Below are 15,871 nucleotides of genomic sequence, written 5' to 3'. Positions count from 1 at the left end.
ATACAACATAACGAGAATTTCACTATACAAAACGCTTAGGTGGACACGTTAGTTACTGAACAGCTCTATATCAGAAATGGAGAACGTTCGGTATTGAACTTAAAGGCTAGCAATCCTTCTAAAGTCTGCATTTTTTTAGTGCCGCTATCATTTAGTGACCAAAACATCCATCCTTAGCCACTTGGAATTGTTGTGTCGTTTACAGGTTCATCGTATTCTACAGTCTTGTTTTGACCAAAAAAAATCTGCAAATTCCGCTTCTGTTTTAGGAAACAGTTATACTTCTCCTGAAAGTGTTTTCCTTTTTATTAAATCAAAAAAAGTGACGATGAATTTTTGTTAATACCCGAAAAAATGAAGAGGCTTTAATTATTCATCCGTAAGCTATCAAAGTTCCTACTTTTTTTTAGTGTTAGTAAAATTAAACTTATATTAAGTATTGCACCTGTGATTCCAAAGAGAGCAATAGCTATCGAATCGTCTGAAAACACATAGAAACCAATAGTTAAAGCTACAATCCGTGTGAGTAATGATGCAATGGTAAATTTTAAGTGAAATGACTGTGCCGAAAGAACAGGTAATGCCTTAACACTAGGTAAATTAATAAACATACAAAAAATCCATAGAGCCATCCATCTTGCATATTCCCCGGCAGTTACCCATTCTGCCCCAAATACCAAACTGAAAAGCCAAGGGCCAAAAACAATCAAGACTCCAAATGGGATAATTCCCATAGACCCAAGCACTAAAGTTGCTTTTTTGATCAGATTTGTTAGATTTTCATCATTGTTTGCCGTATCTGATATCTTAGGATATAATACATCTCCAATAGATTTACCAATTAGTGCTGATGGTATATTGAGTACAGCTCCTCCAATTGAATAATACCCCGCTGAATTGGGCCCAAAGTAACTTGCTAACAATATTAAGGGTAAACTTGATGAGATTGCGTCTATTAAAACCTCTGGAGCCCTATACAGTGGAAAGTCTTTGTATTTTTTAGAAAGTTCCTTAATGGGTATTTGATCTTCAGCTATATTATTCGAATGTTTATCTTCTGTTTTCCTAATTAAGAAGAACATCATAAGGGCCTTAATCCCTTCACCTAATGCAGTAAAAATAATTAATACTCCAGCCACTGGATAAAAAAATCCAATACCTATTTTACTACTTTGCATAATAATATTTTGTAAAAAAGTAACTTTCGCAGTAATTTTGAATTGCTTTGTTCGGATAAGCCATTGCTCTACTACTTGCAAAAAACCTGAACACAAAATAACTATAGGAATTAAATACAAAAACGATGCAATATCTTCTATTTGAAAAAAACGAACAATAAATTGATTAAAGACTAATAAAATGACACTTACAAGTAGCGTTATACAAATTGTAATATACAAAGAAAGTCTAACTAATCCTCTAGCTTCGCTATTACTTTTAGGGAGTACAATGGAGATCGGGTAAGTCAATGCAGCAATAGGAGTAATAATTCCTACTATAGCCATAAATACAGCTAATACACCGAAAGCCCCTGGACCATATATTCGAGTAATAAACGGCGATAATGAAAAGGTAACCAATTGTGCTGCAGCAGTTCCGGTAACCAATATTGATGCATTACGGACAAGCGGCATTTTACTTAACATTAATATTTTTCTTTTCATAAAATACTCCTTTTAAATCACTGAATTTCCCAAGTTCACCAACTTATTCAAGTATCTACAGTGTAGTTTCAAATAATTTGTACCAGTCCCTTTTTGATGACCTTGGATTGACTGACTGCTGCCCACAAGCGATGGAGAGCCTCTCCTTGTGTAAAAAGGAGAATTAAGTTAATTCCTCAGTGATTACCCGTTAGACCATGTGATCATCAAGTTCTGATTGTTGTCCATTGCACCAAAAATAAAATAAGATTGTGTGTCCCGCTTTATTCACCAACCAAGTTTCGCAATTTGCTATGATACAAAGGCATAAGGCTAGCTTTATCAACGAAGCACAACGCTTTCACATCAATCTGATACACAATTTGTTGGCTCCTCTGATCACCTAGAGACGAGTGCGGTTTTATTTGATAGCATTCGGTGAGCTATACTTGGAACAAGGTATGGAGGCGTACCAGCATAAATAGTTTTTCAAGCAGTACTTCATTGATGCAGCTATCCACGACGTGGTTAATGTGCGCAAGCATCACCTTAGATTCCGTGGCGTAGGCTTAGCGTAGCACAATACCAAGTTGTAGACAGCTGCACGTCATGCTTTTCGTTCGGAATTGTTTGCCGTTGGCGAAGTAGACTGACTCAGGTACGCCATGCCATGTAACTGGATAGCGTATCAAAAGCAGTCAAATCACGATAGTCCGATCAAGCGTGGGATAGAAGGTAGCGTACAGTAAGTAACTCAACGAGGTACACATGCTTGTGAGTGCCACCTTCACCTAGGCGCAAGTAAGGTTCAAATTGATATCCGCCTGTCACAAGCAGTTACGTCCCTAGTGTTGAAAACGCGCCGACAACAATGCTCTTGTTTGCATACATTCGCATTTGACGGGCTCAGAGGGCGCGCTCAGTATGCACCTCCTGCAGCGTGTTGTGCTTGACCCCACCGGGTTTTGCTAACCCATACCATGGACTTGAACTGATTTGTGCTTTACTAAGATATGGCACCTCGGGCACCTCACGTCGGACGGAATAAGATAGTGATAGTTTGATCCAAGAACTAAAGTTAAATCACTTTTCTTAAGAGTCTTTGCACGGGAAAGCCAAATGGATCCCATAAATGAGCATTGACGTTAAGATAGTCAAGTCTTCTCATCTTCGTTATGGTAATCCACATAGCGTTCGCTCTGCCCAAGTGCGGGTGTTGAAACCGTTGGACGATCGAACCACTGAGAGCTCAAAACTCTTAGCTATTGACTGCAAACAATCAACCCAATTAGACTGTCAAAACATTTATTTAATATCTAGACTCGAGGGTTTTACCTTATCAAATCAATTAAAAATATCTGCACCCTCATTTTTAATAATTTTTGATCTTGATTACACTTTCAAATATTTTATAGTTTTATTTACTCTCTTAAAGTAGGGCAATTATGCTTAATCACTCAACCTAGATCAACTTTTAATATCTTTCATCAACTTATATTTAATAAGTTGTTTTTTTATTATAGGTTTTAAATAAATCCAAACTCCATTTGGAATACAAATTATTCCCAGAAATTTATATTCACAATTCCTAAAGGAAGTTATATCTTTTATTGTTAAAAAGGCAGCAATATATCTAGAAACAGCATTATAATTTTCTTTGAATCCCTTTGCCAACTCAATTCTTTGTTTATAGAAAAACATATAACCTTTTGGATTTTCCCTATAAAATGACAATATATTCTTCGAATATCCGTCATCTAAATATTCATATAAGTAGAGAATTTTGTTTAGTAACTTCATTTTATACTTCCGACTTATTTGATCATATACTACCGCCTCGGTTACAAATTTTTCTCCTTCGAAGACAGGAAATAAATATTGTTTCAATATACTTGTTTTAAAAACTAAAATTGTTTCACCTATAAAATTATATTTTTCATATAAATCCATAATTGAAGTTCTTTCAATATTTTTTGGCAAGCAAGACCTCGATGATTTATTAAGTATTTCCCCTTTTAAGGCTAAAATTCCTGCCAAACTATCATCTTCAGCGACCTCTTTCCAATTATCATAGATCACCTGAACTGCATTATCAGATAGATAATCATCCGAGTCTACACAAACAAAAATATCAGTTTTACAATTTAAAACACCTGTATTGTGTGCAACGTGCTTACCGCCATTTTTTTGTCTCAAAAATACAATCTCTATTTTTCTTTCAGAAATAAAAGAGTTTATTACTTCCTCAGTATTATCATTTGAACCATCATCAACAACAAGCCAAATGAAATCATTATTTGACTGACGGCATAAGCTTTCATAGCATTTATGAATAATGTATCCTCTATTTTTGGTAGGAGTAAAAATTGTTAACATAATCTCACCTTATATTCCTTACCTGTTTTTGTTCTATTAAATTTATAATAGTTAAACATCATATATTGCTAACAACTTATTTACTGCACTTTGAATTGTCGTTTCTTTTTTATCTATACTATTTATTAAGCGATTATTATTACTTTTTTTTAATATCATATCAATTTTAGCAGATAATTCCGATATACTATGTGTATCGTGTATAGTGTCATTATTTTGAATATCAGAGATTATTGATTTTGAACCAACATTCTTTGATATAAGCAGGTCACAACCGCACAAAAGAGCCTCGACTGGAGCTAATCCAAAAGTATCAAAAATACTGTTTTGTATAAAAAGTTGGGCTTTTTTATAATGAAATATCATTTCGTCTTTATTTACTTCCTCAATATATTGTACAAAAGAATAGGATTTTATGGCTTCAGTATCTTTAGCGTTTTTACCTATTACTATAAGTTTTAAATTTTTCTCCTTTTCTTTATTTAGATAATCAATAGCCCGGCAAATTGACAAAATATTTTTTCTTGGCATACCTCCACCAACTGATAATATACAATTGCGTTCTCTCTTTATCTTTATCGATTTAACTAAAGACACCATGTCCCAATCTACTCCATTATTCACAAATGTTAATTTACTTTTATATTGAGGATATGTTTCTATCATCCAATTCATAAAATATTCAGATACGCATATTATTTTTGGTGTTAAACTTAGCACTTTTTTTTCAATTTCCACATCCTTCTTATTGCTTAGATTATTTATTTTACCTTCAAAATCATTACTTCCATGCATTAGATACGCCGATTTTTTCCCTAGTATTTTGGCAATGACAAAACCGATAATATTTATTCTTGTTAAACCAGAGAACAAAACCAAATCAGCCTTTAAAGTTTTTATAACGAGTTCTATTATTTTTTTCAATTTTGTTACTTCTTCAGAATATAACGTATTTTCTGGCATATATATTTTTAAAGATTTATTTACACTAGCAGGCCCATTATTATTCCTAAAATCACCGACGAAAAAAAGCCTCAATATAAACACCACCTATTTCTTAATGATAAATTAGTATATAAACAATATTTAATTTCTTCCCAGCAACACTAAAAGTTCCATAAGTCTATGTAGATATGTTGATATTAATGTAAAAAAACAATAGCGTATTTATTGAGTGAAATCGCAACAAATGATGAATCTTTACGTTTAAAATTCAATTTAGTCCCCAATATTTTACCATGGATCTTATATCCCAATAAATTAATTTACATCTTTTTACATCTAGTTTCATAGCGCGATAGACAAATCCTGCTAATCTATCAAATAATCTATAAAATTTAAAGTCTATACCTAGCTTATGAGTATTCGCCATAAACATATTTACCTTTCCTGTCAGCTCTATTCTATTTTTATTTTTATCGTATTGCTCCTTATGAAGTAAGTTTATTTTAGGAACAGGATGTAAGACTGCTATTTGGGGAAGATATACCATATGATATCCATTCTTTAGAATATTAAATGCATAATCATGATCTTCACCAGCTTGAATTAACGTCCCTCCTAATCCAATGTTTTCATTAAAACCCCCAATAAACTCATGAACATTTTTATTAATAAATATTGTGATTGAACATGTTCTTCGTAGGCAATTATACTTATTTATAGGTTTAGCGTTTCTAATAATTGAGGAGTCAAAATCGTTTAATTCGATTTGATTTTGACCATCATTAACTAATTCTGTAAATTGTATGGTTATTGAATCTACATTTTTGTCAATAAATATCTCATGTATCCTTTCTAATGTATGTCTAGGATAAACACAATCATCATCAGGATACGCTATAATATCTCCAGTCACATACTTTAGACCGATATTCCGATTCTTCGACAAACCTTGTTCTACGGATTTTATATATTTCAAGTTTATTAAATTTTTATAAGTATCTATTAATCCTTTTAATCTATCATCTTTATTCTGATCAACAACTATTAATTCAAAATCATTATATGTCTGTTTAGATATAGATTGAAAAAACCTTTGTACCTCATTAACTCTATTGATAGTACACATTATTAAAGAAAATTTCATATTTATTAACTCCCTAGCCCCATTAGCGGGATTTTTTATTAGTTACGTCTATAGCATAACGCTCGCCATAATTCTACTTAAATAGACTATATGGTGTAACTTGATACCATTCAGGTCTATAAATAAATATAATCGCATTGTATAATAATGTGAAAAAAACAACTAAAATAATAATGCTTGTTCTAATGTCTTTACTCTTAATTTTATTTATAGCATTCGGTAAGTATAAAACTGAATAGATCGCAAAATATTCAGACACTCTACTTAAAATGCTCATTCTAATTGATAAAAGTGAAAATAACACGGCAAATAACATTATTAAAGATAATATATTTTCATCACTATTCTTGATCACAACTTTTTTTGTATTTAGTGTTTTTTCTTTTATAGTATCCCGTAGATCCGTACTACGTTTTATTTCCAATAATGAATTTTGACTTTCATGATACTTGACTGCTAAACCTATTAAAAGAATAGATAACAATATAAGGGTTTTAAAAAGGCTTGCTACTTCATTACTATCCATATAACTCATATGCATTTGATATTGAGGAACCTTCATTAAGACCCATTCCATTAATGGTGATAGAAATAATGTACATATACCAGAAGTAAAAATTGCAATTAATACTATTCTATTACTAAATTTAATTAATGGAAATAAATATACTATACTGAAAATTAATGCACTTGAATGAAACAATGACGCAAGAAAAACTACAATAATAAATGGTACTAGTTTTCTTTTTTTAACAAGGGATAGACTATAAGTCAGAATTGCTATTGCAATATATTGTCTAATTATATTCATTGAATTATAATAAAAAGCTAGAGTAATAAATAGATATACACTAAAGAATAATGATACTGAATATTTATATATAAGCAAAAAAACAGAGCTTATAATTATCAAACTTGTAACAATTAGTATTGCTTGATTGTTCATTGTGAAGTATTGAATAATATGATTAAATATCAAATATCCCGTTTCAAAATATATATTCCAATTCAATATTTCTTGTATACTCATTCTTTTAAGTTCATCAAACAAAACAACATAAGCTAATGTATCTGCACCAACATTATATGACCTGAAAGCCGATATTAAAAAAGTTGGTACAAATGCAAAAAGCAAGAAAATAAATCTATTTTTAGTCTTCTTATTGAATAAGAAAATAATTGCAGCCATAAATAATATTAACAACAAAATGATATAAATTAGCACCTTCCAAAACCCTTTTCCCTATAGACTTTTTTAGTTAATACATTTTCAAATTCCATAATATTTTTTTCAGCAATATAATCCCACGCATAATTGCTTTTCACCATTTTCAATGCATTTTCAGAATATATGCTCATTTCACCCTTGGAATTGTATGCTTCAATTATTTGCTCTGCTACGCTTTCAGCTGAAAATTCTGCCTTCCAGCCACATTTATATTTTGTTACATCACCTGCTATATTAGTTCCTGGAGTTAATAGGACTGGTAATCCCATAGCTAAAGCTTCCATAGCTGCAAGTGGTTGCCCTTCAAAACGTGATGTAAGTATAAAAATATCCGTGTTCTTTAACTGTTTTTGTTTTTCAATACCATATAAAGCTTCTCCAATACTAATAATATCTCCTAAACCCAGATCTTGAACCATTTTTTTAATGGTTTTTCTTCCATCTTGTTGGTCCGGACCAAATATCGACAAGTGTATTTTGCATCTTCTCATCTCTGTTGAAATTTTATTGCAAGCTTCTATCAATATATCCAGTCCTTTATGAAATGGATCTAACCTTCCAATGAAAGTTAATTCAAACCCTTCCTTATTTCCCCTTTCAATTGTAGATACACCAATATCTTTAATATACACACCATTCCCGCTAATAAAGAATTTATTATTAAAAGCAGAAGACATCTGCTGTTCATTCAATGTGAGATATTGTAATGCACTTGAATTTTTTACAAACTTATTAAAATATAGAAAATTCCCAAACAACTTCTTCACATATTTTTTTTGTTGTGCAAATGATGTTAGGCTACCATGAGGCGCAATTACATAAGGGATGTTTTGCTTTGTTAAATATCTCGCAACTTTAATAAAGTAATAAAAATATATCCCATGAAAAACAACAATGTCAGGGTTATTAAAAGGTTCTGGCATATTATTTATATTTCCATCTGCATAATGTTTCTTATTATATATTTCGTAATGAATATTTTCTTCTTGAATATCATGCATTACGTCAGAACAATTTAATAATGCTACTCTTGCTAATTTACCTTGATTATTCACATGTTCTGGAACAACAATTGATACACCATTGGCTTTATTATTATCAATTGAAGCTATATGCAATATATTCATCATTCATCCCATACTCCTCGATAATTTATCATTTATTTCATTAGTAATGAGCCTTTATCATTAATCTTTAATATTAGTTTCTCCAGCGCTATCCCGGTAATCATAACTACCGCGTTTCGCAAAAAATAAAATTAATATTACAGTTCAATTATAGTGTACAAATTCCAAAATTAAATATTAGTTATATATAGTAATATAATATAAAGGGTTGCAGTTTGATTAATAAGTTAACGATTTATAACAATTTTTACGAACTCTTTTACACAATTTATTGGACTTGCAAAAAATGATAATAATGCATATGAGATGAATTTATTGAATCTTTTTCTTCTATATTCTGCATATGATAAAACTGCGTAATGTCGCATTATAATGTATCGTTTTTCCGAGTAATTCAGAATATTAAAAAATTGTTTTTTGTACTGAAACAATTCATTCTCTCCTCTAATCTTACTATCACCGCTTGATAATCCCTCCGTTTCTGAATGAATATAAGCTCTAACATCACATATGGGTAAATAGCTAAATTTCCCCCCATTAAAAATTGCTTTTAGCATTAAGTAAAACTCATCTCCCACATCTATTTGATCAAAACATCCAATATTAATAAGATAATCACTTTTAAACATCATAGTATCAGTGCCAGTCATATGATACATAAGATGGTATTTTAATAAATAATTAGAATCAAAGCTTTTAATATACATCCTTTTTCTGTACTCAATTAGCTTATCGTCTTCATTGTATAACATTAAATCCGTTATACTATAAACTGATCCTTCTTCTAACATATGCTTAACCTGATTCTCAACTTTATTAGGCAAATAAACATCGTCATCATCAAGAAAAGTAATATATTCTCCACTTGCTGCTCTTATGCCAATATTTCTTGTTTCCGCAGACCCTTTATTAATTTCATTTTTCAAATACAACATTTTACAACCAAAACGTTTTCTTACCGTTTTAACAATACTTTCTACTTTTTCATTCTGCTCATGCCCCCCATTATCATCAACAATAATAATCTCAATATTCTTATATGTTTGAGAAACTAGGGACATTAGGGCGTTTTCTAGACAAGAATACCTATCATAAGTTGCAATAATTACACTTACTACAGGTAAATAGTCCTTTTTGTTAGCCAGAATTTCCATCTCTTTTTGACTTAATAACGATTCATCTATCAAGTATGTTTACTCCCTTCTATTTACTGAATGGCTCCTATGTGGTTGCTGATCCCGATACAAATAGATGGATACGATATATACCTCTTTAATAAAACGGCGAGAGATTCAAATGGGGTAATGTAAGAATGAAGAAATGAATTCTTAAAAAAACGGCGGTCTACATCACGAAGAATCTAAAATAAAAAACTACAAGTTTATCTATAAACACCGAAGTACGCATTCATCCAACAATTATGAACCGTCATTCATGATAGGCTGCGGTGTAGAACACTAGACTAACGAGTGTCACTGAGGCTTCATATCTGCCTACTTTTTCAAACCAAGGTCAAATATAGCCTCTTTATGCGTCAACTCTCTAGCCCCACCTTCAACAACCCCATCACTTTTTACAACACTTACGATGGTCCCAAAGAAACACTTAACATCTACCCAAAAGCTCATTTTTTCAACATACTCCCCATCCAACTTTGCCTTCACCTTAATTGGAAGCTCATCCCTACCATTAATCTGCGCCCAACCCGTAAGTCCAGGTGGTACAGCATTCGCACCATATTTATCTCTTTCTTCTATTAGATCATACTGATTCCACAGCGCTGGTCTTGGACCAATAATACTCATCTTTCCAACAAAGATATTCCAAATCTGTGGCAACTCGTCTAGACTAGTTTTCCTTAATAATTTTCCGACTTTTGTTATGTATTGCTCAGGATTCTCCAGCATATGTGTTGGTGTGTGTTTCGGAGTATCTATTCTCATTGTTCGAAACTTTAATATATTAAAATGTGTCTTATGAATTCCAACACGTTTTTGTTTGAACATTACTGGACCTTGTGAATCTAATTTAATCGCAATTATAAGAATCAAAAATATTGGAAATAAAACAATAAGTCCGATTAAAGAAAGAAGGATATCAATTATTCTTTTAATTCTCATATACATTTCATAACACTCCTTGTATTATTTGTTGACTATTGCTTATTTGAATTTTGTTGTACATCTTCCATTACTGATTGCGACATACCTTTACGAACTTTCAGAGACTCTCTCACCAATCCATCAAAGTGTACTACTCCCTCTGTAGTCCCTGAATTATATTTGCGGTAAAACTATTTTATTTTTAATTCTTGTTCCATAACTTTCGAAAGATACTCTAATAAACTGTGTCTCAAATCTTCACGTTGTAATGCAAATTCGATTGTGGTTTTGATAAAACCCATTTTTTCCCCAACATCGTGTCTAATACCTTCAAAAATATATGCATATACAGCTTCGAAGCGGTTCAACTCGGCAATCGCATCAGTTAGCTGAATTTCTCCACCTGCCCCTGGTGATTGGTTCTCTAAGATGTCGAATATACTAGGGCTAAGGATATATCGGCCCATTATTGCGATATTCGATGGTGCTACTTCACGCTTAGGCTTCTCAACTAAGTTCGATACGCTATAAAGTCGGTCTTTGACGGCTTTGCCGTCAACGATACCATAACGAGATACCTCATCCATCGGTACAGTCTGTACACCGATAATAGATGATTTGTAACGATCATACTGCTCAATCATTTGTTTCAAGCACGGCTTTTCCGCCTGTACAATATCATCACCTAATAACACAGCGAATGGCTCTTTGCCGATAAACTTGCGAGCACACCAGATCGCATGGCCGAGCCCTCTAGCTTCCTTTTGTCTAATATAGTGAATGTCCACCATATTGGACGACTTCTGCACTTCACTGAGAAGCTCTAGCTTCCCTTTCTCTAACAAGTTCTGCTCCAACTCGAATGAGTTGTCAAAGTGGTCTTCGATAGCCCGTTTCCCTTTACCAGTCACGATAATGATATCCTCGATTCCCGATGCAACCGCTTCTTCGACGATATATTGAATAGTCGGTTTATCTACGATTGGAAGCATTTCCTTAGGCATAGCCTTCGTGGCAGGAAGAAAACGCGTTCCTAAACCCGCTGCCGGAATAATTGCTTTACGTACTTTCAAAAGATAACCTCCTAATTGTCTAAAATTTTAGTTAAAAAATGGTTTTATGTCCTTTACTTAATAACTATTAACTTTTTATTTCTCTTTGATTACCTCATCATATGATTTCCCTTGGCTCATACCATATTTCTTAGCTACTTGAATCAATTCGTCATACTGTTCTGGAGATAGCTTCTCTAGAATAATGCTGCGTGCTTGCTTCTTCTCTTCAAGATCTAGCCCTCCGCTTGCCAATTCTTGAATTTGCTTAATATCTGATAAACTAAGCTCCTCAAGCAGCACGGTTGAGACTTTGGCTTTCTCTGAGACGGTTATTTTTTCTTGTACTTCTTTCGCTTTATCTACAGAAACTTCAGCGCTGTAAGATTCATTTGACTTTACACTTTGTTTATTATCAGCCGATACTCTACTCTCATTTTTATTATCTGATTGATTAACTTTGTCAGTTTCTTGCTCCGTTTGTTCTGCTCCGGAATTCGAATTGCTTGTTAATTCCTTATTCTCTTCAGCGTTACTTTCTGAGGAATTGTTATCTTCTATAGAACTATTATTATTTGGGTTAGCACTGGTATCATCAACAACGAGATTGCTCTCTAAATCTGCTGCCAATGTGGAAATGAACTTATCTACAGCATAGTTAGCTGCAAACAATCCTCCGATGCCTAATATCACTACAACAGATAATGACCAAATCAATATTTTCTTCAATTTTTTCTTACGCATATCGCATTGCCTCCATTCTCGTGAGCGGACTATTAGGATACGTGTGAATAAAAAGGAACTAGATGCTCAATTACATCCTTTACCGAGCTTTGGCTTTCGCCTAGAACCTTCTCAAAACGTTTAAATTGAAGCTCAAGCTCTGCTTGGTTAATCTGCGCTGGCTTACCGATATAGATGCGCTCATGCTGGGTAGACGATACTGCCTCTTCATCCGTTAACAGCTCTTCGAAAAGTTTCTCGCCCTCACGCATACCGCTAAAGTTAATTTCAATATCTACATTCGGCTCATAACCAGATAACCGGATCAAATCCTGTGCCAAATCCATAATTTTGACAGGCTTGCCCATATCCAATACAAATATTTCTCCGCCTTTGGCGAAAGAGCCCGCTTGAATAACCAACTGAACGGCCTCAGGAATTGTCATGAAATACCTAACCATATCTGGATGGGTTACAGTGACTGGTCCACCTGCAGCAATCTGTTCTTTGAATCTTGGAATGACACTACCACGGCTACCTAGTACATTTCCGAATCGAACTGCTACAAATTGTGTTGTACTTGTTGTATTAATACTTTGTATGTACATCTCTGCAATTCTCTTCGTAGCCCCCATAATGCTAGAAGGATTAACCGCCTTATCGGAGGAGATCATAACGAATCGTTCTGCTTTATACTTGTCCGCACAGTCTGCTACATTTCTAGTTCCGAATACATTGTTTTTTACAGCTTCTGATGGATTACGCTCCATTAATGGGACATGCTTATGGGCTGCTGCATGGAAGACGACCTGCGGTCTAAACTTACGGAATACATCATCCATTCGATTACGATCCTGAATGTCAGCAATGACGGTTTCCAGCTGAACATCCGGATATTTACTTTTAAGCTCCATTTCAATCGTGTAAATACTGTTCTCTCCATGCCCCAAAAGCAGCAACCTTGCAGGGTTAAATGAAGAGATTTGTCTGCACAACTCGGACCCGATAGAACCCCCTGCACCAGTTACGAGCACGACTTTATCGGATACATAATTGGCAATTCCCTCGAGGTCAGTCATTACAGGCTCACGCCCTAGCAAGTCTTCAACTTCCACATTTCTTAGCGATTTCACAGCCAAACGACCTTTAATAAAGTCATTAATCGAAGGAATAATCTTGACCTTTGCGCCAGTGAGCTTGCAAATATTGATAATATCGGATACATGCGCCCGTTTTGTAGACGGCATTGCGATAATAATGTCATGGATTTGGTATTTATGAACAATCTCTTCAATATGCATCCGGTTTCCAAGAACCGGTAAGCCATAAACCTGCATATTACGTTTATGTAAATCATCATCAACAAAACCTATAATGCGATTTCCAGCGAAGCTATTGCTAGTCATGATTTCTTTAGCGATTAATGCTCCGCAGTCACCTGCGCCTACGACAAGCACGTTATTTACCAAATCTTTCTTATTCGTTCTGTTTACTCGGATTAATCGCCACAGGAATCGCGAGCCTCCCATAAATAACAACATTAACTCCAGTGTTCGAGACGTTATCGAAATGGGTACTCGTTCTTCATAAAGCAAGTTGGTAGCTAAATAGGATAAGATTAAACCGATAATAATTGCTTTAGCCAGCTCAATGATTTCCCCAATACTGGCATATTGCCACATTCGTCTGTACATTCGAAAGAACGCCAAGCTACTACCGCATATTATTGTTGTTAAAAAAGCAAATAAAAGCATCTGAGATTCGTAGAAGGGAGGAATCTTTCCATTAAAACGAAATAAATAGGATATTGAAATCGCGACCCATATAATACAAATATCAATTACCAGTATGATTAGCATTCTATTTCTATTGCTAAGCTTGCTCACCTTACTCATCCCTCCAGGATAGCTTTCTTCTACGAATTGAGTCTCTTTATTTATCTTGTATACCGTAATAATAGTAATAAGCCTCTTCATTGGCTTTACGCTTTACATTGTTCAACACGACACCTAGAATACGAGCATTTACACCCTCTAAGTTCTTCACTGCCTTACCAGCAATATCTCTTTTCACTTTGCCCTGATCAACAACCAGAATGACGCCATCACTTTTCGTCGCCACAATTTGTGCATCTGTAACAGCAAGCAGCGGCGGCGTATCGATCAAAATAATGTCATACATTCCTCTTAGCTGATCAATAATTGCAGTCATTCTCTTCGAACCCATCATCTCAGCCGGATTAGGTGGAATGGCACCTGATGTAATAACATCTAGGCTGGGAATATCGGTTACTTGGATCACTTCCTCTAGTGAGGATTGCTGCGAAATAACGGACGATAAACCCCATCGGTTGGAAATAGAAAAAGTATGATGGGCAGTAGGCTTACGAAGGTCAGCATCAATAAGAACCACCTTTTTCTCCGATTGAGCGAATGTAACAGCTAGATTGGTAATGGTTGTCGACTTTCCTTCGCCTGGGCCTGCCGAGGATACCATTAACACCTGAAGCTTCTCATCGATAGAAGAAAACTCAATGTTGGTTCGAAGCGCACGATAGGATTCTGAAATGGGGGAACGGGGATTCGTTAGCGTAATAATCTGACGCTTATTTCTCGATAGAGACACGCTCTAATTCACCTGCCTTGTAGGTTTGATTGGCTTTGCTAGTTTGGCTAGAATTCGCATCCTCCGGATTCATTCTCGAGATCATAGCAAGTGTAGGCTGACCCAAAAATTCCAGTACGTCTGCTTCTGTCTTAATCGTGTCATCCATATACTCAAGCAAGAATGTGATGCCTACTGCGATCATTAGAGAAACGACAAAAGCTATTGCAATATTCAGCGGAATATTTGGCGCAACGGGGCTTGGCTGTGCATTTACAACCGCTTCATTGAGAATCGATACATTCTCGACCTGGAAAATATGTTGGATTTCTTCTCGAAAAACATTAGATACGGCATTTACGACTTGTGCCGCTTGCTTATAATTCTCGTCTTGCACAATGAGCGTCATAACCTGCGTATTGTTTACGGAACTGACTTGAATTTTACGCGCAAGTTCGATTGAAGTGAGACCAAGTTCCGGATATTGCAACGCTACCTTATCCAAAATAGCCGGTGTTTTTATGATCTCCTTATACGTATCGATCATTTTGATATTCGAGTTAATTTGATTAAGATCAAGCTGACCCGTAGACATTTGTGAGGGCGTTTGGTTTACAATAATTTTAGTCGAAGCTTCATATACCGGGTCTTTAAAGAACAAGCTGACTAAGGCTGCTGCAGCTGTGCATATAAAAACAAACAAAATAATAAGTGCTAATCTTTTCTTAATGATCGCCATGTACTGTCGCAAATCCAGTTCGTTAGACACTCCATTTTCCTCCACCGGATATAGTCTGAAAGAATTATTATGATTCATAAGAACTACCTATCATCCCATAATAATCTATAATTCCACAATATCCTATGATTTTTTCGAAAAAAATCTTCCTCCCATCTACATGAGAGGAAGATTTTTACTATATTGAA

Annotated in this window: 13 protein-coding genes; all 13 read right to left on the bottom strand. The window is 34.4% G+C overall.

What is annotated here, in order from left to right:
- Window positions 1-365: 365 nt before the first annotated feature.
- Window positions 366-1,664, bottom strand: coding sequence for a lipopolysaccharide biosynthesis protein (locus ACN6MW_RS15990; RefSeq protein WP_419876223.1), 1,299 nt, complete (start codon window positions 1,662-1,664; stop codon window positions 366-368).
- Window positions 1,665-3,110: 1,446 nt separating this feature from the next.
- Window positions 3,111-4,019: a glycosyltransferase family 2 protein gene (locus tag ACN6MW_RS15985; protein WP_419876222.1), complete on the bottom strand. Its 909-nt coding sequence runs from the start codon at window positions 4,017-4,019 to the stop codon at window positions 3,111-3,113.
- Between the two features lie 51 nt (window positions 4,020-4,070).
- Window positions 4,071-5,057 carry a glycosyltransferase family 4 protein gene (locus ACN6MW_RS15980; protein WP_419876221.1) on the bottom strand — a complete coding sequence of 329 codons (987 nt, stop codon included), beginning with the start codon at window positions 5,055-5,057 and terminating at the stop codon, window positions 4,071-4,073.
- A 175-nt stretch (window positions 5,058-5,232) separates the two neighbouring features.
- Window positions 5,233-6,108 carry a glycosyltransferase family 2 protein gene (locus ACN6MW_RS15975; protein WP_419876220.1) on the bottom strand — a complete coding sequence of 292 codons (876 nt, stop codon included), beginning with the start codon at window positions 6,106-6,108 and terminating at the stop codon, window positions 5,233-5,235.
- A 73-nt stretch (window positions 6,109-6,181) separates the two neighbouring features.
- Complete coding sequence (locus ACN6MW_RS15970) at window positions 6,182-7,333, bottom strand: EpsG family protein (protein ID WP_419876219.1); 1,152 nt, start codon at window positions 7,331-7,333, stop codon at window positions 6,182-6,184.
- Window positions 7,327-8,466 (bottom strand): glycosyltransferase, encoded by a 1,140-nt coding sequence (locus ACN6MW_RS15965; protein ID WP_419876218.1) that lies wholly within the window; start codon window positions 8,464-8,466, stop codon window positions 7,327-7,329. The genes ACN6MW_RS15970 and ACN6MW_RS15965 overlap by 7 nt, the downstream gene beginning before the upstream one ends.
- Before the next feature lie 224 nt (window positions 8,467-8,690).
- The gene (locus ACN6MW_RS15960; RefSeq protein ID WP_419876217.1) at window positions 8,691-9,650 is read right to left on the bottom strand and encodes a glycosyltransferase family 2 protein; all 960 of its coding nucleotides are present in this window, start codon (window positions 9,648-9,650) and stop codon (window positions 8,691-8,693) included.
- Between the two features lie 306 nt (window positions 9,651-9,956).
- A complete protein-coding gene (locus ACN6MW_RS15955; RefSeq protein ID WP_419876216.1) occupies window positions 9,957-10,589 on the bottom strand; it encodes a sugar transferase in 633 nt (210 codons plus the stop codon).
- A 167-nt stretch (window positions 10,590-10,756) separates the two neighbouring features.
- Window positions 10,757-11,638, bottom strand: coding sequence for a UTP--glucose-1-phosphate uridylyltransferase GalU (gene galU, locus ACN6MW_RS15950; RefSeq protein WP_419876215.1), 882 nt, complete (start codon window positions 11,636-11,638; stop codon window positions 10,757-10,759).
- Window positions 11,639-11,713: 75 nt separating this feature from the next.
- Window positions 11,714-12,361: a hypothetical protein gene (locus ACN6MW_RS15945; protein WP_419876214.1), complete on the bottom strand. Its 648-nt coding sequence runs from the start codon at window positions 12,359-12,361 to the stop codon at window positions 11,714-11,716.
- A gap of 32 nt (window positions 12,362-12,393) precedes the next feature.
- Window positions 12,394-14,226 carry a polysaccharide biosynthesis protein gene (locus tag ACN6MW_RS15940; RefSeq protein WP_419876213.1) on the bottom strand — a complete coding sequence of 611 codons (1,833 nt, stop codon included), beginning with the start codon at window positions 14,224-14,226 and terminating at the stop codon, window positions 12,394-12,396.
- 46 nt (window positions 14,227-14,272) lie between these two features.
- Window positions 14,273-14,965 carry a CpsD/CapB family tyrosine-protein kinase gene (locus ACN6MW_RS15935; protein ID WP_419876212.1) on the bottom strand — a complete coding sequence of 231 codons (693 nt, stop codon included), beginning with the start codon at window positions 14,963-14,965 and terminating at the stop codon, window positions 14,273-14,275.
- Window positions 14,946-15,713 (bottom strand): YveK family protein, encoded by a 768-nt coding sequence (locus tag ACN6MW_RS15930; RefSeq protein ID WP_419876211.1) that lies wholly within the window; start codon window positions 15,711-15,713, stop codon window positions 14,946-14,948. Before ACN6MW_RS15930 ends, ACN6MW_RS15935 begins: the two co-directional genes overlap by 20 nt.
- Window positions 15,714-15,871 lie beyond the last annotated feature (158 nt).

Origin of the sequence: Pristimantibacillus sp. PTI5, assembly GCF_048572955.1 — a bacterium.
Lineage (GTDB): Bacteria > Bacillota > Bacilli > Paenibacillales > Paenibacillaceae > Pristimantibacillus.
This window is presented reverse-complemented; position numbering and strand designations above follow the sequence as displayed.

What these genes read in the sequence shown, in the direction of transcription:
- ACN6MW_RS15990 (WP_419876223.1), bottom strand. Translation starts at nt 1,664, where the DNA reads ATGAAAAGAAAAATATTAATGTTAAGTAAAATGCCGCTTGTCCGTAAT.
- ACN6MW_RS15985 (WP_419876222.1), bottom strand. Translation starts at nt 4,019, where the DNA reads ATGTTAACAATTTTTACTCCTACCAAAAATAGAGGATACATTATTCAT.
- ACN6MW_RS15975 (WP_419876220.1), bottom strand. Translation starts at nt 6,108, where the DNA reads ATGAAATTTTCTTTAATAATGTGTACTATCAATAGAGTTAATGAGGTA.
- ACN6MW_RS15965 (WP_419876218.1), bottom strand. Translation starts at nt 8,466, where the DNA reads ATGATGAATATATTGCATATAGCTTCAATTGATAATAATAAAGCCAAT.
- ACN6MW_RS15955 (WP_419876216.1), bottom strand. Translation starts at nt 10,589, where the DNA reads ATGTATATGAGAATTAAAAGAATAATTGATATCCTTCTTTCTTTAATC.
- ACN6MW_RS15945 (WP_419876214.1), bottom strand. Translation starts at nt 12,361, where the DNA reads ATGCGTAAGAAAAAATTGAAGAAAATATTGATTTGGTCATTATCTGTT.